Origin of the sequence: Bacillus sp. FSL K6-2861 (genome assembly GCF_038630725.1) — a bacterium.
GTDB lineage: Bacteria > Bacillota > Bacilli > Bacillales > Bacillaceae > Bacillus > Bacillus velezensis.
The window spans coordinates 65,385-88,180 of sequence record NZ_CP152037.1 but is presented as its reverse complement, the minus strand read 5'-3'; the positions used below and the strand labels follow the sequence as shown (position 1 = coordinate 88,180).

The following is a 22,796-nucleotide window of genomic DNA, read 5'->3' as shown; positions in this document are numbered from 1 at the left end:
TTTGTCTATTTTTCAGGCGGGGCCAATTCGTCCGCACTTATATTTAAAACATCTGCCGCATCTTGAATGATGGCATCTGACGGCAATCGGTTTCCGCGTTCAATTTCACCGACAATAGAAACTGATATACCTAATGCTTTTGCAAATCCTTCTTGAGTATAACCTTTCAGCTTTCTGAATGCACGAATTCGCCTACCCCAGATTTCTGCTTCCATACTCTTACACCTTCTTGGTTTGTTTCAGCGCTTATCGTGATATGATCCGCCTGCGGGCATATTTCTTTTAACGGCGCAAGGACAAATAAGCGCTCATACATTCTCGGATGCGGAACAATCAGCCGCTCTGTTTCAATATTTTCACGATTATACAGCAAAATGTCAAGGTCTGCCGTCCGCGGTCCCCAGCGAATCTCTCTCGTTCTGCCTAATTCAGCTTCAATGCTCTGCGTTACATCAAGAAGTTCAAAAGGAGATAACGACGTTTTCACTTCAACCGCCATATTGAGAAACTGATCTTGATCCTCATAGCCGACGGGATCTGTTTCATATATGGAGGACACCTTTGACACCGTCACGCCATGATGCCGGCTGAGCATGGCCACTGCCTGACGCAAATAATGTTCACGGTCGCCCATATTGGAACCGAGGCCGATATATGCCGTATTGTTCATGATTTCTTTCTCGTCATTTCTATGGCTACTGATTTATAATGGCCGGGAATCGGCGGGTCAGGCTTAACAACCTTTACCGTACATTGCTGCACCGGCTCAAATTTCTCAAGGATGGTGTCTGCGATCCGTTCCGCAAGGGTCTCGACCAAATTAACGGGCTCGCCCTCAACGATGTCGCGGCAGACACTGTACAATTCCGCATAGTTAATGGTATAAGAGAGGTCATCCGTTTTTCCCGCTTTGCTCAAATCCAGTTCGGCAGTCAGGTCTACTTTGAAGCGCTGGCCGAGTTTGTTTTCTTCTTCGAACACGCCGTGATATCCGTAAAACTCCATACCTTCCACATATACTTTATCCATAATGTACGCCTCCTTTGTTCAACATAGCATCCATCATCTTCGTCATTCTTGCGATCTCTTTGACATCGTGCACCCTCACAATGTCGCAGCCTTTTTGGACGCCAAGGCATACTGTCGCTCCCGTTCCCTCGGCACGTTCTTCAGGGGGAAGGTCAAGCACACGGCCGATGAACCTTTTTCTCGATGTCGCCAGGAGCAGCGGATAACCTAACCCGCTGAACACCTCCAGCTTGTTCATGACAGCCAGATTGTCCTCATAGTTTTTCGCAAAGCCGATCCCCGGATCCAGAATCATGTTTTCATCTGTGACGCCGGCTTCTGCGGCAATTTTTACGCTTTCCATCAAGTCTGCAAGCATATCAGGAATAAGATCGTTGTAGTTTCTTTCCATGCGATTATGCATTAAGATAATCGGAACCCCGTGTGCGGCGGCTACTGACGCCATGTCAGGATCACCTTTCGCCCCCCAGATGTCATTAAGGATAGAGGCTCCCGCTTTGACCGCTTCGTCTGCCACGGACGCTTTGTACGTATCGATTGAAAGCGGAATGTCCAGCTCGCTTGTGATCCGCTCTATGACGGGGATGACTCGTGACATTTCCTCATCAGCCGACACGAGTGATGCGCCGGGTCTTGTCGATTCGCCGCCGATATCTATGATATGCGCCCCTTCTTCAGCCATCTTCGCCGCATGCAGAAGCGCCCTTTCCGTACTGTCGTATTTACCGCCGTCAGAGAAGGAGTCTGGCGTTACATTTAATATCCCCATAACGAGTGTCTTCTCTTTATAGGACAGAGCGCCTTTTTTTGTATGAATCAGTTTAGGCTGTTCAATTGTTTGCTGCGCCATTTTGTTCCTCCTCCTGTACATTCATTTTGTTTATTTCCTGCTGATACTGATTACGGAGCAATTGCACCGTTTTTCCGCTCACTCCGGGCAGCGGCACTTCCTCTATTTTAGAAAACGGGATGATTTCAAGCACGGAGTTTGTCAACCATGCTTCATCCGCTTCAAGCATTGATTGAAAACGGAATCGGCCTTCGGTGACTTCTGTCCCCTGCCGTTTCAATTCATCAATAACAAACTGTCTCGTTACGCCGTCGAGAATGCCTGTATCCAAGGATGGTGTAAAGACCTTGTCTCCTTTTCGCCAAAACACGTTGGAGACAATGCCTTCCGCGACATCTCCTTCTCCGGTCAGGAAAATGCCTTCAAGATTGGGATCATTCCCGATCTCCCGTTTAGCATACATGTTGTTTAAATAGTGATGGGATTTTAACCGGAAAGATCCTTCAGGCGTATTTCTCCGGACAGAGAGAAGCCTGCCTTCTTTTTGAACAGGCAGAGTTTCCGGATTGAGCCGGTTGACGAAACAAAGGACGGTCGGCTTTTCATAAGTCTGCGCGGCAAACCCTTTATCGCTGACGCCTGCCGAGATGTTAAGCCGGACACGCGCGCTGCCGTCCTTGATCTCATTGAGGAGCAACAGTCTCCGAAGCATATCAAGCAGCTCCTGTTTGTTCACCTCATATGCAATCTGCAGATCCCGAAGCGCCCTGTTGAGCCTGGCGACATGCGCATCCGGCAGAAACGGCCGGCCGCTGTAAAGCCTGAACGTCTCGAACGCGCCGATCCCGTACAGATAACCATGGTCAAAAGGAGAAAGCGCCGCTTCTTTCTCCTCTATATATTGACCATTCAAATATATAATCACACCGTCACTTCCTTTTTGCGGTGTGTCTCTATAAAGTTTCTGAGCATCTCTTTGCCGAAGGAGGTCATGATGGATTCCGGATGGAACTGAACACCTTCAACAGGCAGCTCATTATGGCGGATTGCCATAATTTCTCCTTCTTTGGTTTGAGCGGATACCGTAAAACAATCCGGCAGCGTGTCCGCTTTGACAATAAGTGAATGGTACCGGGTGGCGACCAGCGGATTTTGCAGGCCTTTAAAAATCGTCTGTCCGTCATGCATAACTTCTGACGTTTTGCCGTGCATGAGCCGCTCTGCTCTGACGACATCGCCGCCGAATACTTGCGCAATCGACTGATGCCCGAGACATACGCCGAAAATAGGAATACTGCCGGCAAAATGCTTGATGGCTTCGAGGCTGATCCCCGCTTCATCAGGACTGCACGGCCCGGGTGAAATCATTAAGAAGTCGGGACCCAGCTCTTCAATCTGCTCAATCGTAATCTCGTCATTCCGTCTGACGATCAGTTCCTCCCCGAGCTCACCCAAATATTGAACCAAGTTGTACGTAAATGAATCATAATTGTCAATCATTAAAATCATCTCTGCTCACCTCGTCTGATTTTTTGTCTCATCTTCGCTCAGCTCTAACGCCTTTTTCATCGCAAAAGCTTTTTTGAACGATTCCTTGTATTCATGCTTCGGAACCGAATCAATGACCACCCCTGCTCCGGACTGCATAAAAGCATGTCCGCCGGCTGCATAGATCGTCCGGATCACAATGTTAAACTGCAAATCTCCGTTAAATCCGAACCAGCCTATAGATCCAGTATAAAGCCCCCGTCTTGTCGGCTCAAGCTCTTCTATAATTTCCATCGTTCTCACTTTGGGCGCTCCCGTGATGGTGCCCCCCGGGAATACCGCATGAATAATGTCTGTCGCGTCATATCCGTCCTGCAGCTCTCCCTGTACGTTCGACACGATATGCATGACGTGGGAATACTTTTCGATCGCCATAAATTCGTTAACCCGCACGGAGCCGTAGCGCGATACGCGCCCGAGGTCATTGCGCTCAAGATCAACAAGCATGACGTGTTCCGCACGTTCTTTTTCATTGTGAATTAATTCATCAGCCAAAGCCTTGTCTTCAGCATCGTCTTTTCCTCTTGAACGCGTACCCGCGATCGGTCTCGTTTCAAGCTTCTTCCCCTTCTTTGTCACCAATAGCTCCGGCGACCCGCATATCACTTGAAACCCCGGTGTCTCGAGATAGGCCATGTAAGGAGACGGATTGACGTTTCTCAAGTGTTTATACACCTCATACGGATGAACGGATAAGGACTGAGACTGCCTGATGGACAAATTAACCTGGAACACATCGCCGCTCGCGATATATTGTTTAATTTGTTCAACAGCCTGTGCAAATCCTTCCTCAGTGAACGGAGCGGCGTACGATCCGTCCCCATTCCGATTCAGCGGTGAAAAAGGCTTGTCCGCCGTTTGGAGGGAACACCACATGTCCTCTAAGCCGGACAGCTTTTCTTCCGCAAGATCCGCTTCTTCCGCTTCAGTATGGGTAATGAGCCATAACGCCTCTTCCTCATGGTCATAAACGGCCACATCATCAAAAACAAGAAAGTAAATATCAGGTGTTTCCAGATCATCTAACGACAGCATCTTAAAATTCTCAATATATCGGGCGTAGTCGTAACTGATAAAACCAATCGCACCGCCTTGAAAGTCCGGAAACTCAACGTTTGTTTCCGTTCCGAGCGTTCCAAACCATTCATGAAAGGCCCGCAGCGGGTCACCTTCTTTAAACAGTGTTTCCCCCTCATGCTTGATCGTTGTAATTCCGTCTTTCCCTCTGACGGACGCAATCGGATCTAGACCGGCTATACTGAATCTTCCCCCTCTCGCGCTTTCGAGCAGAACATGCCGTTTTCTCGATTTCGAAAGGTTTTCATATCGCTGTAAAAATGCTTGTTTCGTAAAAGGTATTTTTCTTCCTGCCGGTCTGCGTTGTGCCATCATATCAATCCTCTGCTTCGTTTTACTGTAGTTTTATTTTAAAGCAATCACACTGGTGAAAAAAGTGAATTTCACTTCCAACCATAAAATTCGAAACGTTTTTTGGATTTCCGATGCTTCAGGCACAAAAAAAACTCCCGGATACAGCCGGGAGCCGTGTGTATGTCTCTATTCAAACTGATAAAGCGGTGTGCTTAAGTAACGTTCTCCGTTACTAGGGATGATCGCAAGCACTTTCTTGCCTTTCCCCAATTTTTTCGCGATTTCCAGTGCCGCGTAAATGGCCGCTCCGGAAGAAATGCCGCCAAGAATCCCTTCTTCTTTTGCCGTTTTACGGGCATATTCAAATGCATCCTCGTTTTTGACGGGAATGATCTGATCATAGATGTCCGTATTCAATGTTTCAGGGACAAATCCCGCTCCGATACCCTGAATTTTATGCGGGCCCGGTTTTCCGCCGGAAAGAACCGGAGAATCCGCCGGCTCTACCGCATAGATTTTGATGGATGGATATGCTTCTTTCAGCACTTCGCCCGCTCCCGTGATGGTTCCGCCGGTACCGATTCCGGCCACGAACGCATCAAGCTGGTCGTCACCAAACTGTTCTACGATTTCTTTCCCCGTCGTTTGGCGGTGAATTTCCGGGTTTGCCGCATTGTTGAATTGCTGAGGCACAAAGTATCCGTGTTCCTCCGCAAGTTCTTCCGCCTTTTTAATGGCGCCCTTCATTCCTTCTGCGCCGGGAGTCAGCACAAGCTCCGCTCCGTATGCGCGCAGCAGATTGCGTCGCTCCATACTCATCGTATCAGGCATAACGAGAATGGCTCTGAGACCTTTAGCCGCTGCCACCATCGCAAGACCGATTCCTGTATTTCCGCTTGTCGGTTCAATGATTGTGTCGCCGGCTTTTAATTTTCCTTCTTTTTCAGCCGCTTCAATCATCGCCACTCCGATCCGGTCTTTTACGCTGCTGCCCGGATTCATGTATTCAAGCTTCAGATATACATCTGCACTGTTTTCATCCGTCAGGCGATTCAATTTCACAATAGGAGTATTTCCGATTAGTTCAGTAATAGAATTTGCAATACGCACCATGTTGGACACCTCAATTTCCGACTAAATTTATTGGTATTATAAATATAAGTTATCAATTTCAAAATTTTTTGTCAATCATTTAGTTCTTTTTTCCCCGTAGAACCAAGAGACCCCCGCCTCTTTCCACAGCGTTTTGACTGTCGCCTTGTCACCTAATTGATCCATCGCGATCTGGCGTCTGATTTGGCTCTTCACTTCATTGTATGAGAAAGTTCTCGATTTAAGCTTTTCTTTCAGCTGAATGACGGCGTATCCTGAAGAAACTTTAATCGGTTCAGCGGACCATTCATCTTCTTTAAGACTTTTAGCTTCTGTGATATATGCCTGCGGGATATTTTCCTGGTTTTCTGTCACAAAGCCGAGGTCTCCGCCATACTGAGACGTATATCTGTCCGTGGAACGTTCAGCGGCGACGGCTTCAAAGCTGGAACCGCCTTTCAAATCAGCAAGCACCCTGTCCGCCTCATCTTTGTTTTTGACGACAATGTGCCGGATTCTGTAGGAATCATCGAAATGGTACAATTCTTTATTTTTATTATAAAATGATTGCATTTCCTTATCCGATATATCGATGTCCTTCGTCAGCAGTTCTTCAAGAAGAATGTTGTAGCGGATCTGGTCTCTCCATTCTTTTTCGGTAATATGGCTGTCTTCATAAAATGAATTATCTACCGCTTTGATTAAAAGAAATTCCCGCTCCAATTCGCTGTTTGAAACTGTAAGTTTATTCTTTTTCGCAAGCTCTTCCACTACTTCTGCATTAATCATGTCTTCCAGAGTTGATTTTCCGTACTGGTCTTCCATCTTTTTCATCCAGTCTTGCCGTGTGATATGTTTATCACCGATTGTCGCGATGGATTCTTCAGATGACCCCGCGGCTTGGGATTTTGTTAACTTATACGCCACTGTCACACTGCATACTAACAGCGCCGCTACAATAATCGTCAAAAGTGTTCTCGATTTCAAAATCTACCCCATCCCTTTTATAAAATAGAACAACCCGCTAAAGAGCTAGCGGGTTGTTTCGTCACGAAGCTCTTCCAGTTCTTCTTTTGTAAATAAATATTTCTCATTACAAAAATGGCAAACCGCTTCGGCTTTTCCGTCTTCTTCTATCATATCTTGTATTTCTTTTTTGCCTAGTCCTAAAATGGCCGTTTCGAATCGATCTTTTGAACAAGAACAGTGAAATTTGACCGGCATTGTTTCGAGAACGTCCGGTTTTTGACCCAGAACTTCTTCTAAGATTTCTTCCGGTGTCAGGCCTTTTTGAATCAATTTTGAAATCGGTTCGATTTGAGATAATTGCTTTTCAATTGTTGAAATGGTTTCTTCATCAGTCCCCGGAAGAAGCTGAATGATGAACCCGCCCGCAGCGAGAATGGTGTTATCAGGATTTACCAGAACACCTACGCCGACAGATGAAGGGACTTGTTCAGAAGAAACAAGATAATATGTGAAGTCGTCACCGAGTTCACCCGAGACAATCTCTACTTGTCCCGTAAAATAATCACGTAAGCCCAAATCTTTTACGACACTGAGTGTTCCGTCAGTTCCGACCGCCCGTCTGACATCCAGTTTCCCTTGTTCATTGAGATCAAAATGAACGTGCGGGTTTGATACGTATGCTCTTACCTCACCCTTTGCGTTCGCATCTGCGACAATGGCTCCGATCGGGCCGCCGCCTTCTATTTTGACTGTCAGCTTATCTTCACCCTTAAGCATCGCTCCTAGCATCAGAGAAGCTGTCATCGTCCGGCCGATTGCGGCTGATGCCGTCGGCCACGTGTCATGCCTTCTTTGCGCTTCATTAACCATATCTGTCGTTCTGGCTGCATAAGCCCGCACTTTACCGTCATATGCAATTGCTTTAATTAAATAATCCATCGTTTACCTCCTATACGTGACCCACGCGATTTCGCTCATAAATGATTTCCAGCCCTTTCAGAGTGAGAAACGGGTCAACAATATCAATACAATCTGATTCGTTTGCGATTAATGACGCAAGCCCGCCTGTCGCAATGACTTTCGGTTCCTGTGTTGCCTGCCATTTCATCCGCTTTACAATGCCTTCAACTTGTCCGACATAGCCGAAAAGGATGCCGGACTGCATGGCGCTTACCGTGTTTTTGCCGATGATATTGTCCGGACGGGCAATTTCAATTCTTGGAAGCTTCGCCGCACGTGAGTACAGCGCTTCCGTTGAAATTGTAATGCCGGGAGCAATCGCGCCGCCCATGTATTGTTTGTTTTCATCAATGTAGCAATACGTCGTCGCCGTTCCGAAATCAACAACAATTAAGGGGCCGCCATACTGCTGGATCGCCGCAACGGCATTGACGATCCTGTCAGCTCCCACTTCTTTCGGATTGTCATACTTTATATTTAAACCTGTTTTCATTCCCGGGCCGACAACTTGCGGCTCGATGTGAAAGTATTTTGTGCACATTCTTTCTAAAGAGAACATAATCGGCGGCACCACGGATGAGATGATAATCCCTTCAATCTGTTCAAACATGAGTCCGGAATGTTCAAATAAGGAGCGGAGCAGCATGCCGAATTCGTCTTCTGTTTTGTGCCTGCTCGTTTCTATGCGCCAATGATATTCTAATTCCCCATCATGATATACACCAATCACGGTGTTGGTGTTCCCCACATCTATAACCAGTAACAACCTCTATCACCACTTTTGAATAGTTTCTAATCATAACATTTTCAACATTCTACAATACCATACACGATCTGCGGCTCTTTTGTAAACAAAACGGAACCAGTAAAAAAACCGCCGGTATACGCCGGCGGTTTTCATATCAGAAAGCGAACTATTCTTTCGGCTCGTCTTTCTTTTCGTCTTCTGTTTTAGACAGGATGTTTACTTTCACATCGTCTTTTTGAAGATGGTCATCTGAGAAATTGCGCTCAGGGAGTTTTCCGTGATCCACGAGATGCTTGATTTGTTCCGCATCTAATGTTTCCACATCAAGCAATGTCTGAGCAATCAATTCAAGCTTATCACGATTTTCAGTCAGGATGGTTTTCGCACGCTCATAACATTCTTTAATGATGCGCTGAATTTCCTGATCGATTTCGTAAGCGATTTGATCACTGTAGTTTTGCTCGTTGTTGAAATCCCGGCCCAGGAATACTTGACCGCCTTGAGATTGACCGAACTGAAGCGGTCCGAGTTTTTCAGACATACCGAACTCTGTCACCATTCTTCTGGCAATGTTCGTTGCCCGCTGGAAGTCATTGTGAGCGCCCGTGCTGACTTCGCCGAAGATAATTTCCTCGGCAACGCGTCCGCCCAGAAGACCGACAATTTTATCGAGAAGTTCAGGTTTTGTCTGGAAGTAACGGTCTTCTCTCGGAAGCATGACCGCGTATCCGCCAGCCTGCCCCCTCGGAACGATCGTTACTTTATGAACCATATCGGCTTCATCCAGCACAAGTCCGATAACGGTGTGACCGCCCTCGTGGTACGCCACGATATTGCGTTCTTTTTTCGAGATGACGCGGCTCTTCTTCGCAGGACCCGCAATGACACGGTCCGTTGCTTCATCAATGTCGCGCATATCAATTTTCTTCTTGTTTTGACGGGCAGCAACGAGTGCCGCTTCGTTAAGAAGGTTTTCTAAATCGGCGCCTGAGAAACCGGGTGTTCTTGAAGCGATTGCTTTTAAGTTCACCGTTTCATCAAGCGGTTTGTTTCTCGCATGCACCTGTAATACGGCTTCACGGCCGATGACATCCGGACGGTCTACCGTAATCTGACGGTCAAAACGTCCCGGACGGAGCAATGCAGGGTCAAGAATGTCCGCGCGGTTTGTCGCAGCGATAATAATGATTCCTTCATTCGCACTGAAACCGTCCATCTCAACAAGCAGCTGGTTCAGCGTCTGTTCGCGTTCATCATGCCCGCCGCCAAGACCTGCGCCGCGCTGACGTCCCACCGCGTCGATCTCATCAATGAAGATCAGACAAGGCGCATTCTTTTTCGCATTTTCGAATAAATCACGCACACGGGAAGCACCGACACCGACAAACATTTCAACGAAGTCAGATCCGCTGATGCTGAAGAAAGGAACGCCCGCTTCACCGGCTGAGGCTCTCGCAAGCAGCGTCTTACCGGTTCCCGGAGGTCCGACCAACAGCACGCCTTTAGGGATTCTGGCGCCAAGCTCGGCGAATTTGCGAGGATCTTTCAGAAACTCAACAACCTCAACAAGCTCCTGCTTCTCCTCATCCGCGCCGGCTACATCTTTAAACTTCACGCGTTTCTTTTCTTCCGTATACAGCTTCGCTTTGCTCTTTCCGAAGTTCATGACACGGCTGCCGCCGCCCTGAGCCTGATTGAGCAGGAAGAAAAACAGAATAAAGATGATGACAAACGGAATGATCGTCGTTAAGAACGTCACCCACCCGCTTGTTTCCTGTGCGGGATCAACTTTTACGTCCGTCTTTTTAATTGCATCAAATATCTGGTCTGCTCCTTTTCCTTCAGGAACATGTGTTAAAAAGTACTGGTCTTTGTCGTATTTTTTCAGCTGTCCTTTTACCTCATAAACACCTCTGACAGGCTGAACCGATACGCTATCAACCTTCCCCTCATCAAGGTTCTTGATAAACGTACTGTACGACATATTTTCTGTTTTCGGGTTTGAAGTCTGGAAGTAACTCACAACCCCGATTACTACTAATAAAATAAGTAAATAAAAAATGGTATTACGGAAGACCCGATTCATTCCTTACCTCCTCCCACAGTAAGCACAACTATGTTCAATAGTACCATAGAAAATCATTCCAATACAACCGATAACCATCTCGGAAGCAGGCAGCCGATCAGCTTTCATAAATTGCCGGTTTTAATACTCCGATGTAAGGCAGATTGCGATAGCGTTCGGCATAATCAAGTCCGTAACCCACAACAAACGCGTCAGGAACTTCAAAGCCTACGAAGTCTGCTTTAATGTCCGCTTTTCTTCCGCTTGGTTTATCCAACAGGGTAACAATCTTAATTGATTTCGCTTTACGATATCGGAAGAGTTCTACGAGATAGCTCAAGGTTAACCCACTGTCGATAATATCTTCAATGATTAAGATGTCCCGGCCTTCTACAGATGTATCCAAATCTTTGATGATTTTGACTTCTCCGGAAGAAACCGTGGAATTTCCGTAGCTTGATACATCCATGAAGTCCATTTCCAAATATGTATCAATATGCTTTATAAGATCAGCCATAAAAGGAAGCGCTCCCTTTAACACACCGATTGCCAACGGAAACGTGTCGCTGTACTCGCTTGTTAATTGTTCTCCAAGCTGTTTTACTTTCTGCTGGATCTCATCTTCTGAGATCAGCACTTTTTCGATATCCTGTTTCATGTTAATGCTTGCCCCCTACACTTTTCATGCTGTCTATATTGTAATACAATGCGGTCACTGTTTGAAATCACAAGATCGTCAAAGATGGATTTTTTCAAGCCAGGCAGCCAGATAATTTCACCGCTCGCATCCGTTACAATCGGCCATTCGTCCCGATCCCGCAGAGGCAGTTTATGATCAATAAATATATCTTTCACCTTTTTCGAGCCATTCATCCCTTTAAGTTTGATCCGGTCGCCGATTTTTCTCGTCCGGATTGTTAAAGGAAATTGCACCTTGTTTCTGCTTGTCATAAAAACAGCATTCCCATTTTTGATATGAGGGTCAGCCTGATCGGCCACCTCTATCATAAAGCCGTTGGGGAGAACAGCAGTCTCGCCTTCCGCTCCTTGCAGCTGCAGCTTAAAGGGAACTTTTTCACATTGCCATTGTTCAAATGTAAACAAACATGTCTGATATGATTTGACCACCTTCAGCCCTTTCGGAAAATCAAGTACTCCCGAGGCGCTTCCATTTTCCGCCCATTCGAGAAACTGCTGTATGTGGCGGGCGGAAAACGACGATGGAACGTTTTCATAAAGATAGTTTAATATTAGTTGAACTCCTCTTCTTTGTAAAGGTATCGGAAGGGCAAGCAATTGAGAGGAATTGACTTCAACCGATGTGTCAGACTTGCTTGTAATAACCTTATTCATTCGTTCTTTCGTTAATGACTGCAGGTATTGTTCGTCTTCTGTCAGTGCTTCACTCACCTTTTGAAACATTTTATGAACGTCAGGTGATTCATGTTTTAAAAAAGGAAGCACGGTCTTTCTGAATCTGTTTCTTGTATAATCGTCTTTTGCATTGCTCTCATCCATTCTGTAGCTGAGCCCTTCTTGACGGCAGTATTCAAGGATTTCATCCTTTGCCGCATAGAGGAAAGGCCTGATCAGCCAGCCGGATGCAAATTCGCGGACGGGCTGCATTCCCGCAAGCCCTGCCCCGAGCGTACCTTTCGCAAGCCTCATGAGCATTGTCTCAACCTGGTCATCGCCGTGATGAGCCAGCGCCAAAAACTTCGCTTGGTGTTTTGTCATCAGATCTTCGAAAAACTGATATCTGCAATCACGCGCGGCAGCCTGCTTGTTCAGCTTATTCTTCTTTGCGTATGCAGAAACATCAATCTGTACCGTTTCGCAGAGGATATGTTCCGCTTCGCAATATGACTGCACAAACTTCATATCTTCTTCAGATTCAGGACCCCTGAACTGATGGTCGACATGCGCCGCTATGATAACGGAGGAATGCCCGAAGTGCTTATTCAGCATACTGAGAAGCGCCATTGAATCAGGGCCTCCGGAGACCCCGGCAATAATCGTTTCTCCCTCCGCCTGAAGATGATATGTTTTGAAAAAATCTTCCACGCTTTTCACAATGTCCCCCTCACAATGAGCAGGTTTTTTAAAGATATACATATCCTATCACTTTCATTCCCTCCAAGCAAAGAAGAAGCATGAGCGCAGGCGTCCGGCCGGCTTTAGATGAGAAAAAAGACGATGTAAGCGAAATAAAGGGCGAGAACGCTGATTAAAATAAGTGTTGTTTCAAACAAACCATTGTGCTTTGCGGGTTTTTGTTTAGGTTTATACCGCGTTTGAGATACAGTGCCCTGCCGCGGTTTTGATTGCGGCGGCTTAGGCTTGGCGGCGGCTTTCCTTTTGCTCCCGGCACTCTGCCCCGCCGTCAGGATGTCATGCTTCATGGCTTCCGCAGACGGATATTGCCCGTTTAAAGCAGAAAACAGAACCTTCTTATACTTATTCAGAAACGGGTGGCCTTCAATGATAGAACGAAGCTGTTCTTTCGGCTGTCCTGACTTTTTGCACTCTTTCTTCTGGACACAGTGGATCATGATCATTGCGACAGCAAACAGGTCATAGGATGGTTCTGCTTTTCTTGTTCCATACCCCCAATAACCCCTGTCGTAAAACTCCGTATACTCTTTAATCGCGCGGCCCTGTTTTGTCGTTCCCCCTACATCAATGCAGCGAATGGCAGCCGGTGGTCCGGTTACAATGAGATTGTCCGGTTTGAGGTCGCCAAAAACCCACCCTTGCTGATGAAGGACTGACAGGCTGGAAAGAAGCTGCACCATCAGCACCGGAATCCACTCCGCTCCCTTACTGCTGATATATTGCGGAAGAAGCGGCCCTTCTATGTACTCCATCACGTAAAAAGAGACATTTTTATTCAGCTGCGGAATAAACGCGTCGTCCGCATCAAAAAAAGAAGGCCCCATCGTTTGCGACCGGGCCTTTGAAAAGGATTTTAAGACATTCACTTCAGAGGTAACAGACATGCTGTCGCTGCTTATTTTCAAAGCGACCTGTCCGCCTGATGCTTCTGCCAGATATACAATACCGTTAGCCCCTTTTCCAAGCTGTTTGAGCAATCTGTAGGATTTGCCGTTCCATTTGCCCTGAATTGCCGTCCCCGGTGCCAGACTACATGCCAAACTCGTTAAAGCGTCGTTCATCATCTGCCAACATGCTCCTTCTTGAGCGGATTCTCTCAAACTGCTGCGTCGCTTCCCGGATAGCGGGGCCCGTAGGGGTGATACCGCCGGTCGACAGCTTCGCAAAGAGTGCAGAAAGGGATTCAAGCTTCGGCGTCCAATTCAGCACAAGCTCAACTTCCTGGCTTTTCCCGGGAAATATACACATTGCAAATTCATTTTGCCCGGCCCGGGAATTTAAACTGATGGAAAGATCGATCAGCGCTTCTTTCACAGTCGGCAGTTTCGGTGCCATACTGGCACTCGTATCAACCAGTACAAGCACTTGCAGATGAACCGTTTCGCCGAGTTCATCAACCACTTCCATCACTTCTCCGCGTTTTTCAGGAGAAAGCTCTTCCATTTCAACGTTTTTCCCTAAGATTTGTTTAAGCTCTTGATTGACGACACCTTGCAGCGTCTGGGTCATTGCTTTTTTCGTCACCATTTGAACCGTCTGAGACAATTGTGACGCATACACAACTTGATGGACGCCGCCTCCGGCCATGGCGATGCCTTCAACTTCCTTCATTGCCTCTTGGTCAATCGCGTTTTCTTCCATAATTCCTATAACATTCACCGTAATCCCCTGCTCCTTGGCGAAAGCCGCCATTGCGATCGGGTCTTCACCATGATTGGAGCAGCCATCTGTAATCAGCAGAACTTGATTTAAATGTCCCTTATTCACATACATTCCTCCCGGTGATACGATTAGTCCCATCTTCGCCAGAAGGAAAGTGATTTATACGAAATGATTAAGAAATCTCCTTTTTATTTTGGAAAACCGCCGGCACAGGTATGGAAGCCCATTTCGGCGTGTTGTGGTCAATCCGGACAACAACCACCGTCATATCGTCTTCGATTTGGCCGGAACGCGTTCTGATGACCTCTTCCATTAATATATCAGCGATTTCCTGCGGATCTTCGGTTTTCAGCCCTTTCATTTTCCGTTTCATCCACAGGTCGTGGTTTTCAACGTGCTTCGGTCCTTCAAAAATACCGTCACTCATCATGACGAGCAGATCTCCCGCTTTTAACTGTTCGCTTACAACCTCCACATCAAATTCATTGATGATGCCGATCGGCAGATTACTGGCCTGCACTTTCATGACTTGATCTCCCCGCTTGATAAAACTCGGCGTTGAACCGACCTTCAAGAATTTGCAGCTTGCATCCTGAAGATCAATGATAGAAAGATCGAGAGTTGAGTAAATTTCGTCTGTCGTCCGTAAAGACAGAATACTGTTGATCGTTTTGATCGCTATTTTTTCATCAATACCTGATTCGAGAATTTTTTCGAGCAGCTTAATCGTTTCGTTGCTCTCATAATGGGCCCTCGCCCCATTGCCCATGCCGTCACTGATCGCGGCCGCATACTTTCTCGCCCCCAGTTCCATCATGCTGTAGCTGTCGCCGGAGACAAGGCCGCCGCCTTTTGCCGCATGAGCCGCGCCTGTCGATACCCGGTACGACTTGGTCGAACCGAACGCGACATGGCTGTAGCCATTCGGATGAGTCGAGTGCTGTTCGCTTTTGACAAGTATCTGCTCCTCAAGAATGTCAGACAGCATCGGGGCGATAATTTTCTCACTCTCGCCGTGTCCTCCGCTGAACGGGATTGTCATTTCGATATCAATATTGCCCTGCTCCAAGCTGTATATCTCGACATGCTGAATCTCGATTCCGAAATGCTGAAGCGCCTCTATCATTTGTTCTTCCTGAATAAAATGCTGCTCCCTCTCCCGTTTTATTTCCCGAGAAAAGTCCGCCATGACCTCAGAAACCCCCAACAGCTGCTCGGCAACAAGCCTTCTGCTGTCCTGAACTTTTCTCTTCAGTGTCAGATGGGCGTGATGGTGGGCAAGTTCGTCCTCAATCAGCTCTTCCACCTGTCTGGATTTGGAACAGTGCTGTTGAAACTCCTTTTTTAATCTGCGGTTTGAAGCATACTGTTTTTCTTCTGTTTCATGCATAACTTGTTTCATTAAGTCATATGTTTTATCAAAGTTTTGAACCCAGCATTTGCTTTTCTTATAGCAGGATTGGCACGAATGCTCCGTGATTTTGCTTAAAAAGAGATCCACTTCCCCTTCTTCCGCCTGCTCATCAGAAGACGTCTGATGAAAGGTGGCGAAGCTCTCCGACAAGGCATGAAACACATTGGAGAACTGGTCTACTTTCTGGGCGGTGACATCTCTGATTTTCCTCGCGTACTGCTGCTGTTCCTGACTATGCTCAGCAGTGCCCGGTATGTATCGCGCCACCTTTTTCGTAATCGATTGGGGCGTAATCAAAAACAAAACAACGGCAATCAAAGATTCATAAAGAGTGGTCATTAATCCGGCAGACCCTTCTCCATATAATGAAATCAGCAGTGAGCCGATCACTAACCCGACTGCGGCTCCGGCTTTCTTTCCTTCTTTCAGCAGCCCGCCAAGAAGCCCGGAAAACGCAAGCAGACTCATTTGATAGAGGTTCCCGATATTCGCAAGCCCGAGGATCAGTCCGGTCACCACACCGACCGTACAGCCGATGCTTGCCCCGCCGACAAAGGAAAAACTCAGCACGACATAGCGGGCCAGGATATGTTCAGCCTGCATTCCCTGAAATGAAACACCGGCAAGCCCGGTTAAAACGGATGCGATCAAGATCATAAAACAGATGATTTCTTCTATTTTTAACGATTGCTTCACTTTTTTGATCGTGAAGATCGGCAGGCTTTGCAAAAAGATCAGCGTCAAAATAAAGGCCAGGCCCGCCTCGACAACAGCCATCACATAATCATAGGTGGTAAAAGCGCCGCTCTCAAAATAAACAAATCCGATTCTCGCCGCAGCCATAGAGAAAAACACCACGATCGGCAGCATCTTCACCCGGTCCTGCACGATATATGTACCGATTTTTGAAAATAGAGTGAAGACGGCCAAAGCTGTGAGAATCAATAAAGAGTGTTTCGGCGAAATGGTTAAAGCGCCCGCAAGTAAAGACAGACAAGCATAGAAGGCTTTATCTCTTCTGATCAAAAGCATCGCTCCGAAAAACGGCAGCGCAAACGGAAGAACCTCAGATAATATGAAAGCCCGTCCAAGTAAAAAACCGATCACGACATAAATGAAACCCTTATAGAAAAAAAGTGAATGCGCTTGATGGACTGTAAGCTTTGCCGCCTTTTCAAAAAACGATTGCAGTTTTTCCAGAGCTTGTCCCGCCATCGGCCCGTTCACTCTTCTTTCCGCTTTTTCCATTGCTCTCATCCCCCACCTGTTTTATTCGTTGCTTGTCATTATAAATGAAAGCCCAGATAGGATTTTGTCAAAAGAAGGTAACAATTCCAAAGAACTCTTCGACGCTTTCTCCCTTGTTCCCCTTTCCTTTCGTATTTCCTCCGACATTTCTCAAAAAGTTGTCTAAATATGAAAAAACCGGCTTCTGCAACAGAAGCCGATTCGCTTGATGACCCGTACGGGATTCGAACCCGTGTTACCGCCGTGAAAGGGCGGTGTCTTAACCGCTTGACCAACGGGCCAGATATATATGGTAGCGGCGGAGGGGATCGAACCCCCGACCTCACGGGTATGAACCGTACGCTCTAGCCAGCTGAGCTACACCGCCATATAAGGTGCTTATAAGCACAAGTTATATAATACAAAGGTTTCTTCATTCCGTCAACAGAAACTTTGAAGTTTTAATTTTCTGACTATAATGGCGCATACAAAAAAAGCACCCGCTGGGATAGACGGATGCTCCATGTATTTATAGAAAGCAGCAAGTTATCCTCTTCTTGCTCCGCGCCCTCCACGTTTTGATTCCGTGTTTCGTTTTAAAGATGATAAGCGGTCTTCGCTATCTTTAAGAAACTTGTTCATTTTCTGTTCAAAAGATTCTTTCGGACGGAAATCATTTCTAGGTCTGGCTTGCGGACGGTCTTTAGCTTTTTTAATTGATAAACCAATTTTCCCGTCTTTTTCAACGTTGATGACTTTCACTTCAACTTGATCGCCGACTTTTAAATGCTCGTTAATGTCTTTAACATAATTATCGGCTACCTCACTGATATGAACGAGACCGGTTGAGCCTCCAGGCAATTCAACAAATGCTCCGAAATTTGTAATACCTGTTATTTTCCCTTGCAACTTGCTGCCAACTTCAATCGACATAAAAAAAGTGCTCCTCCTTAGGCTTATAAAAAGATCGTTTGTTTAATTATACCTAAATAAAAATTTAAGTGTCAACAAGGCTACTTGCTCTTCTTTTCTACATTGAAGAGTATCTCACCATTTCCTGACATAAACAAGTCTCTTCTGGCAAGCTCTGTGACGTAATCCTCATCCTTTAATTTGGAAATTTCATCTTTTAAATCAGCCTGTTTCGCGTTCAATTCTTTCACTTGTTTTTCCAGCTGAGCTTTCTTTTCTTCGTTTGCGCTAAGGGAAGAGGTCTGTGACCACAGAGAACCCGCTAAGACAATAGCCGTCAACAACACAAGGGCGCCGAATACGATCAACCGTCTGAAAAGCCCTTTCCGCCTTCTTTTCATAAGCTGGGATTGCCGTTCAACCTGCTCTTTATAGTCGTTTTGGATTTCAGTTATTGTACGTTCTCTAGATAGATTCAAACCAGACGGTCCTCCTTTCACCTTTTCAAAATACGTATCATGGTCGATCTGATTGTTATGATTAGTTTCTTGCTCTTTTGTAAAAATCCTGCACTTTTTTGAAAATATCGTTTGAAAGTAAGACGCCACTTTTCAGGAAGAAGTTTCAATAATTGTTTCAACAGGAAAAACAGCGGATACAGCAAAAACGTTACGATCTTAAAAAGACACTTCGCAAAAAAGGCACTCACCTGATAGGAGTATAAAGAAACAACCGTGATCAGCCCGATGAGCAGCTTAAAGAGCAGAAGCACCGGACGGAACAGCACGTGTTGAATGAGCTTTTTTGCGAATTGGTAAAGAGACACCGCAAGATGAATGGCAAATTTCAGTATTTTTATATACATTCGTTTAAACAGGCTTTGGTACGTCGCAATCCCCAGTAAGACAGCCAAGAAAATGTATACCCTGAGTTCTCCTTCATTCACGTTGAGCAGCACATAGAAAAACAGCAGACCTTGTACAATCCAAAAGAGAATGTCATGAATGAATAACAGCCATCTGGCCGTTTTGGCGCGGCTGACAAACAGCCTGTATGTATCAAGCGACGCTCCGAGCCAGGCGCCCATACCGGTCATTGCCAGCATCGTATAAAATTGGGTGGTCAGCGTCATTTAAACAACTTGCTAAAAAACCCTTTAGCTTTATCCCCTTGCTGCTCGTCTAAATATACAAGGTCAAACACCCTGCCTTTTATAGATACAATCCCTTTTTCCACATCAAGATTTTTCATCTGCAGGTTCTCGCCTCTGACGGAAAGCATTCCCATAACCGTTTCCAGCAAAAACTCTTCGTTGTCAAAACTTTCCACATGCTTGACGCCCGAAATGTCTAAATGCTTTCTCCCTTTCATCGTTACATCATGCTGTTCCGGAACAGAAGAAGAACCTTTTTGCTCATAATATGAATTCATCTATTCAGCCCCCATATCCTCGATACTTTTAGCATTATTACTGCATTGTATGAGGCGGGAGCCTTGTTTAGAACAAGCCTATTCGCCGAGTTTTTCTTCCTTGACGATTGTATACATGCCCGCGGCTTCTTCTTTTTTCGTTGTTTCTTTCAATTCGTTTACCTTCACGGTGACAAGTTTCTGGCCGAAGCGGACCGTCAGTTCATCACCGGCTTTTACGTCTGAGCTGGCTTTCGCCTGATTCCCGTTAACGGTGATTCTCCCTTGATCGGCGACCTCTTTCGCCAATGTGCGGCGTTTAATCAATCTGGATACTTTTAAAAACTTATCAAGTCTCATATCAGAATCTCCTCTCCATTTCTTTTGCTTCATCCCACAATTTGTCCATTTCCTCAAGTGACATTGCGGTCAATTCAAGTCCCTTTGCCGCCGCTTCTTTCTCAATATAAGCAAAGCGTCTGCGGAATTTGTCATTTGTCATGGCGAGCGCTTCCTCAGGCTCAATTTTATAGTATCGGCCGATATTGACCAATGCAAATAAAACATCGCCGAATTCAGCTTTTAAGCTGATTTCATCTGCTGATTCGGCGGAAGCCTCTGCAGAAAATTCCTTCAGCTCTTCATTTACTTTATCCCATATATCCTGAACGTCATCCCAGTCGAAGCCGGTTTTTGCGGCTTTTTTCTGAAGCTTGGCCGCTTTTGCAAGAGAAGGCAGTGTTTTCGGCACGGCATCCAGCAATGAAGTGGATGTTGTTTGCTTTTCCGCCTTTTTGATTTCTTCCCAGTTGGCGACGACATCATGTTCATCCTGAACCTTAACATCCTTAAACACGTGCGGGTGCCGTCTGACCATCTTCGCACTGATGTCTCTGATGACATCATCAATTGAGAAATACCCCTCGTCTTCTCCGATCTGGGCGTGCAGCATAACCTGAAGCATGACGTCCCCGAGTTCTTCTATCATGTGATCCGTGTCCTCTTCGTCAATGGCCTCAAGCAGTTCGTAGCATTCCTCAATCATATACTTCTTTAATGACTGGTGTGTCTGCTTTTGATCCCACGGACAGCCGTTCGGCCCGCGAAGCTCGCGAATAATACTTCGGAATGCAGAAAATTCCTGGTAAAGGAGTTCTTCTTTTTTAATCGGCGGAACATACACGCTTGTTAAGTTATTTATTTCTACATTGCGGTCAAGCTCAAACAAAGGCACCTTGGTCATCTTTTCTCCCTTGCTTCCGGCTGCCGTGACGATGACCACTTCATAGTCGTCAGGCAATTTCTCCATAAGCGTCAGCTTCACCTCAGAGGCCGTCATTTGGTCATAAACCTGGCAAATGATCAGGTGATGGCGGAGTTCGAGCTCATCCGGCGTCATTGTTTGCGCATCCGTAAATTGAAACCCTTCAATCGGATCAATTCGCAATGCATTAAAAGTGGCATCCAGAAAGCTTTGCCCTCCGGCAGTATGAACAGCTGCCTGTTGTTCTTCCCGGCGTTCAAATAACAGCTGAACGGTTTTCTCAGCGACAAACGGATGCCCGGGCACAGCGTAGACGACATCCTCTTGCTTCGCTTTTTCAAACAGAATGTCCGCGATCTCTTCATAGACCGCTTCAAACTGATCATGTTTTTCATAAATATCATCAAAATACCGGATGACCGCTTCCGTCTCTTGCTCTAATTCCGGAATCAAAGGGTGGTCTTTCGTTCTTATATATAAATGCTTCGCCTGAGTCAGCAGCTTATGTACGCCCACTGTCAACTGATCCATGTCTCCGGCGCCGAGGCCGACGACCGTAATGTTACCTGCCATGTTTTTCTCTCCTCTTTTTCAATTTGCTTAAAGCACTGCCGAAAGGAAGGCCGCTCAGCTCTTCGTCCGTGAAAATCTTCATTCTTATCATACAATAAATAAACAATAGCCCTCCGATGACCGACGCAGACAGACTCTCACATACAGCTCCGGCCCTGCTGACAGGAACAAATAGCTGCCAAAGCTTCATATATACGAGGAGAAAGAAGACCATCAGCAGACTGCACCAGCACAGACGGGCAATCACGCCTCCGATATTCGTCAGCCAGCCCTTCGACCAAATTCTCCGGAGATTCAGGCACGCAACTGCGGCAAATGCCAAGACGGTCGCCAGTGCCGCTCCTGTAATACCCCAGCCGGGGACCAGCCAAACATTCAGCACCCATTTCAGCGCCCCTCCCGCCAAAACGGATACGGCGGGGAAAACGGTATGTCCCGCTCCTTGCAGAATCGCGGCTGCCGTAAGCGCAATCGAGGCAAAAAAGATAGATAAGCTGAATATTTGTAAGGTCTGCGTCCCCTCACTGTTTTGGAAAAGCATGATATTCACCGGCTCTAGAATGCAAAAAAGCCCGGCTGATGCACCGATCCCTACCGCAAGGCAGAGCTTGACGGCTGATGTCGCTTTCTCTTTTATGATAAACGGCTTATTCTCATGCACCGCTTTTGAAATTGAAGGAACCAATGACGCGGCGATACTGACGGCAAACACGGTTCCCAGCTGAAGGAGCGGCTGTCCGCGGTCATATATGCCTTTCAGCTGTTTCGCGGCATGGCTCTCCGTCCCGTCTGAAAGCAGTGAATATAAGTTTAAGGCGTCTACAAGCTGAATCAAAAGCATGAGTACACTGCTGATACAGATGGTGACTGAATAAAGCAGCAGCTTTTTTACAATGACGGCCGTTTCGATATGTCCGCCGTCTTTCTTGGTTTCTTCCCGCTTATACCAGAAAACAGCCAATACACAAAGGGCCGCCAAGCTCCCGGCAATTGATCCCGAGGCCGCCCCCGCACCAGCCGCGTATAATGAACGGCCGCTTTTCAAAAGCCAGAAGGATAAACCGAGAAGCACCGCCACGCGAAGAAGCTGTTCCGTAATCTGGGATAAGGCTGACGGCATCATATCATGCACGCCTTGGAAATACCCCCGGAAAACCGCCGTAAACGGAAACAGTATGAAAGCGAACGCCGCGACCCTTATCAGCATCACAAGGCGGTCGTCACCCATAAAACCGGCCAACGGCGCCGCGCCGGCATACATGAGCGCAAACAGAACAAGTCCGGCCGCCGTGACATAAAGGGCGGAAATTTTCATTATTTTTTGTTTATGATCGCTATAATCGTTCATTAATTTTGAGATGATTACCGGAAAACCGGATGTTGACAGCATGACCGCGATCCCTAAAAACGGATACACCTGCTGATAAATGTAAAATCCGACGTCACCGACAATATTCTGAAAAGGAACCCTGTACACGGCGCTTAATATCTTCGTCACGATGCCCGCAACGACGAGCACAAAAGCACCTTTCCATGCCGATTGCCGCTTGGCGCCAACTGAATCGTTCATCCAAAAGCTCCTTCCAGCCGCTAGAAAATTACGTCTATAAAACGAGCTTATTATATCACAATCCTAACGGCCGAACC

At 46.5% G+C, this 22,796-nt stretch carries 24 protein-coding genes and 2 tRNA genes; all 26 read right to left on the bottom strand.

Features of this window, described 5'->3' with window-relative positions; all coding sequences use genetic code 11:
• Positions 1-5: 5 nt before the first annotated feature.
• Positions 6-215 (bottom strand): helix-turn-helix transcriptional regulator, encoded by a 210-nt coding sequence (locus tag NYE62_RS00475; protein WP_003150668.1) that lies wholly within the window; start codon positions 213-215, stop codon positions 6-8.
• Positions 167-670, bottom strand: a complete 504-nt coding sequence (folK, locus tag NYE62_RS00470; RefSeq protein WP_007409947.1) for a 2-amino-4-hydroxy-6-hydroxymethyldihydropteridine diphosphokinase — start codon at positions 668-670, stop codon at positions 167-169. Before folK ends, NYE62_RS00475 begins: the two co-directional genes overlap by 49 nt.
• Positions 667-1,029, bottom strand: a complete 363-nt coding sequence (folB, locus tag NYE62_RS00465) for a dihydroneopterin aldolase (RefSeq protein ID WP_342497178.1) — start codon at positions 1,027-1,029, stop codon at positions 667-669. Before folB ends, folK begins: the two co-directional genes overlap by 4 nt.
• On the bottom strand, positions 1,022-1,879 hold the full coding sequence (gene folP, locus NYE62_RS00460) for a dihydropteroate synthase (RefSeq protein WP_007409946.1): 858 nt from the start codon (positions 1,877-1,879) through the stop codon (positions 1,022-1,024). Before folP ends, folB begins: the two co-directional genes overlap by 8 nt.
• Entirely contained in the window at positions 1,860-2,744 is an 885-nt protein-coding gene (pabC, locus tag NYE62_RS00455) for an aminodeoxychorismate lyase (protein WP_095352459.1), read from the bottom strand. Before pabC ends, folP begins: the two co-directional genes overlap by 20 nt.
• Complete coding sequence (pabA, locus tag NYE62_RS00450) at positions 2,741-3,328, bottom strand: aminodeoxychorismate/anthranilate synthase component II (protein WP_007409944.1); 588 nt, start codon at positions 3,326-3,328, stop codon at positions 2,741-2,743. Before pabA ends, pabC begins: the two co-directional genes overlap by 4 nt.
• 6 nt (positions 3,329-3,334) lie before the next feature.
• Entirely contained in the window at positions 3,335-4,756 is a 1,422-nt protein-coding gene (pabB, locus tag NYE62_RS00445) for an aminodeoxychorismate synthase, component I (protein ID WP_144665031.1), read from the bottom strand.
• A gap of 168 nt (positions 4,757-4,924) precedes the next feature.
• Positions 4,925-5,851, bottom strand: a complete 927-nt coding sequence (gene cysK, locus NYE62_RS00440; RefSeq protein WP_007615206.1) for a cysteine synthase A — start codon at positions 5,849-5,851, stop codon at positions 4,925-4,927.
• 75 nt (positions 5,852-5,926) lie between these two features.
• Positions 5,927-6,817, bottom strand: coding sequence for a peptidyl-prolyl cis-trans isomerase (locus NYE62_RS00435; RefSeq protein ID WP_033575241.1), 891 nt, complete (start codon positions 6,815-6,817; stop codon positions 5,927-5,929).
• A gap of 45 nt (positions 6,818-6,862) precedes the next feature.
• Positions 6,863-7,738 carry an Hsp33 family molecular chaperone HslO gene (gene hslO / locus NYE62_RS00430; protein WP_004264606.1) on the bottom strand — a complete coding sequence of 292 codons (876 nt, stop codon included), beginning with the start codon at positions 7,736-7,738 and terminating at the stop codon, positions 6,863-6,865.
• A gap of 10 nt (positions 7,739-7,748) precedes the next feature.
• Positions 7,749-8,525, bottom strand: coding sequence for a type III pantothenate kinase (locus tag NYE62_RS00425; protein ID WP_007409940.1), 777 nt, complete (start codon positions 8,523-8,525; stop codon positions 7,749-7,751).
• 148 nt (positions 8,526-8,673) lie between these two features.
• On the bottom strand, positions 8,674-10,593 hold the full coding sequence (gene ftsH, locus NYE62_RS00420) for an ATP-dependent zinc metalloprotease FtsH (protein ID WP_004264608.1): 1,920 nt from the start codon (positions 10,591-10,593) through the stop codon (positions 8,674-8,676).
• A gap of 97 nt (positions 10,594-10,690) precedes the next feature.
• Positions 10,691-11,230 (bottom strand): hypoxanthine phosphoribosyltransferase, encoded by a 540-nt coding sequence (gene hpt, locus NYE62_RS00415; protein WP_004264611.1) that lies wholly within the window; start codon positions 11,228-11,230, stop codon positions 10,691-10,693.
• Entirely contained in the window at positions 11,227-12,645 is a 1,419-nt protein-coding gene (gene tilS / locus NYE62_RS00410; RefSeq protein ID WP_251257820.1) for a tRNA lysidine(34) synthetase TilS, read from the bottom strand. Before tilS ends, hpt begins: the two co-directional genes overlap by 4 nt.
• A 104-nt stretch (positions 12,646-12,749) precedes the next feature.
• Positions 12,750-13,751 carry a serine/threonine-protein kinase gene (locus NYE62_RS00405; protein WP_007615197.1) on the bottom strand — a complete coding sequence of 334 codons (1,002 nt, stop codon included), beginning with the start codon at positions 13,749-13,751 and terminating at the stop codon, positions 12,750-12,752.
• Entirely contained in the window at positions 13,717-14,454 is a 738-nt protein-coding gene (locus tag NYE62_RS00400; protein ID WP_004264624.1) for a VWA domain-containing protein, read from the bottom strand. Before NYE62_RS00400 ends, NYE62_RS00405 begins: the two co-directional genes overlap by 35 nt.
• A gap of 67 nt (positions 14,455-14,521) precedes the next feature.
• Complete coding sequence (gene spoIIE / locus NYE62_RS00395) at positions 14,522-17,011, bottom strand: stage II sporulation protein E (RefSeq protein WP_007409936.1); 2,490 nt, start codon at positions 17,009-17,011, stop codon at positions 14,522-14,524.
• 209 nt (positions 17,012-17,220) lie between these two features.
• Positions 17,221-17,292 (bottom strand) — tRNA-Glu (locus NYE62_RS00390).
• Between the two features lie 9 nt (positions 17,293-17,301).
• A tRNA-Met gene (locus NYE62_RS00385) sits at positions 17,302-17,378 on the bottom strand.
• Between the two features lie 158 nt (positions 17,379-17,536).
• Positions 17,537-17,923, bottom strand: a complete 387-nt coding sequence (locus NYE62_RS00380; RefSeq protein ID WP_004264630.1) for a S1 domain-containing RNA-binding protein — start codon at positions 17,921-17,923, stop codon at positions 17,537-17,539.
• An 80-nt stretch (positions 17,924-18,003) separates the two neighbouring features.
• Entirely contained in the window at positions 18,004-18,381 is a 378-nt protein-coding gene (gene divIC / locus NYE62_RS00375) for a cell division protein DivIC (protein WP_004264632.1), read from the bottom strand.
• A gap of 17 nt (positions 18,382-18,398) precedes the next feature.
• A complete protein-coding gene (gene yabQ / locus NYE62_RS00370; RefSeq protein ID WP_144665028.1) occupies positions 18,399-19,034 on the bottom strand; it encodes a spore cortex biosynthesis protein YabQ in 636 nt (211 codons plus the stop codon).
• A complete protein-coding gene (gene yabP, locus NYE62_RS00365) occupies positions 19,031-19,333 on the bottom strand; it encodes a sporulation protein YabP (protein WP_004264638.1) in 303 nt (100 codons plus the stop codon). The genes yabQ and yabP overlap by 4 nt, the downstream gene beginning before the upstream one ends.
• A gap of 78 nt (positions 19,334-19,411) precedes the next feature.
• Positions 19,412-19,672, bottom strand: coding sequence for an RNA-binding S4 domain-containing protein (locus NYE62_RS00360; RefSeq protein ID WP_007409934.1), 261 nt, complete (start codon positions 19,670-19,672; stop codon positions 19,412-19,414).
• A gap of 1 nt (position 19,673) precedes the next feature.
• Positions 19,674-21,149, bottom strand: coding sequence for a nucleoside triphosphate pyrophosphohydrolase (gene mazG / locus NYE62_RS00355; RefSeq protein ID WP_033575245.1), 1,476 nt, complete (start codon positions 21,147-21,149; stop codon positions 19,674-19,676).
• Positions 21,139-22,719, bottom strand: coding sequence for a polysaccharide biosynthesis protein (locus NYE62_RS00350; RefSeq protein WP_040238636.1), 1,581 nt, complete (start codon positions 22,717-22,719; stop codon positions 21,139-21,141). The genes mazG and NYE62_RS00350 overlap by 11 nt, the downstream gene beginning before the upstream one ends.
• Positions 22,720-22,796: the final 77 nt, after the last annotated feature.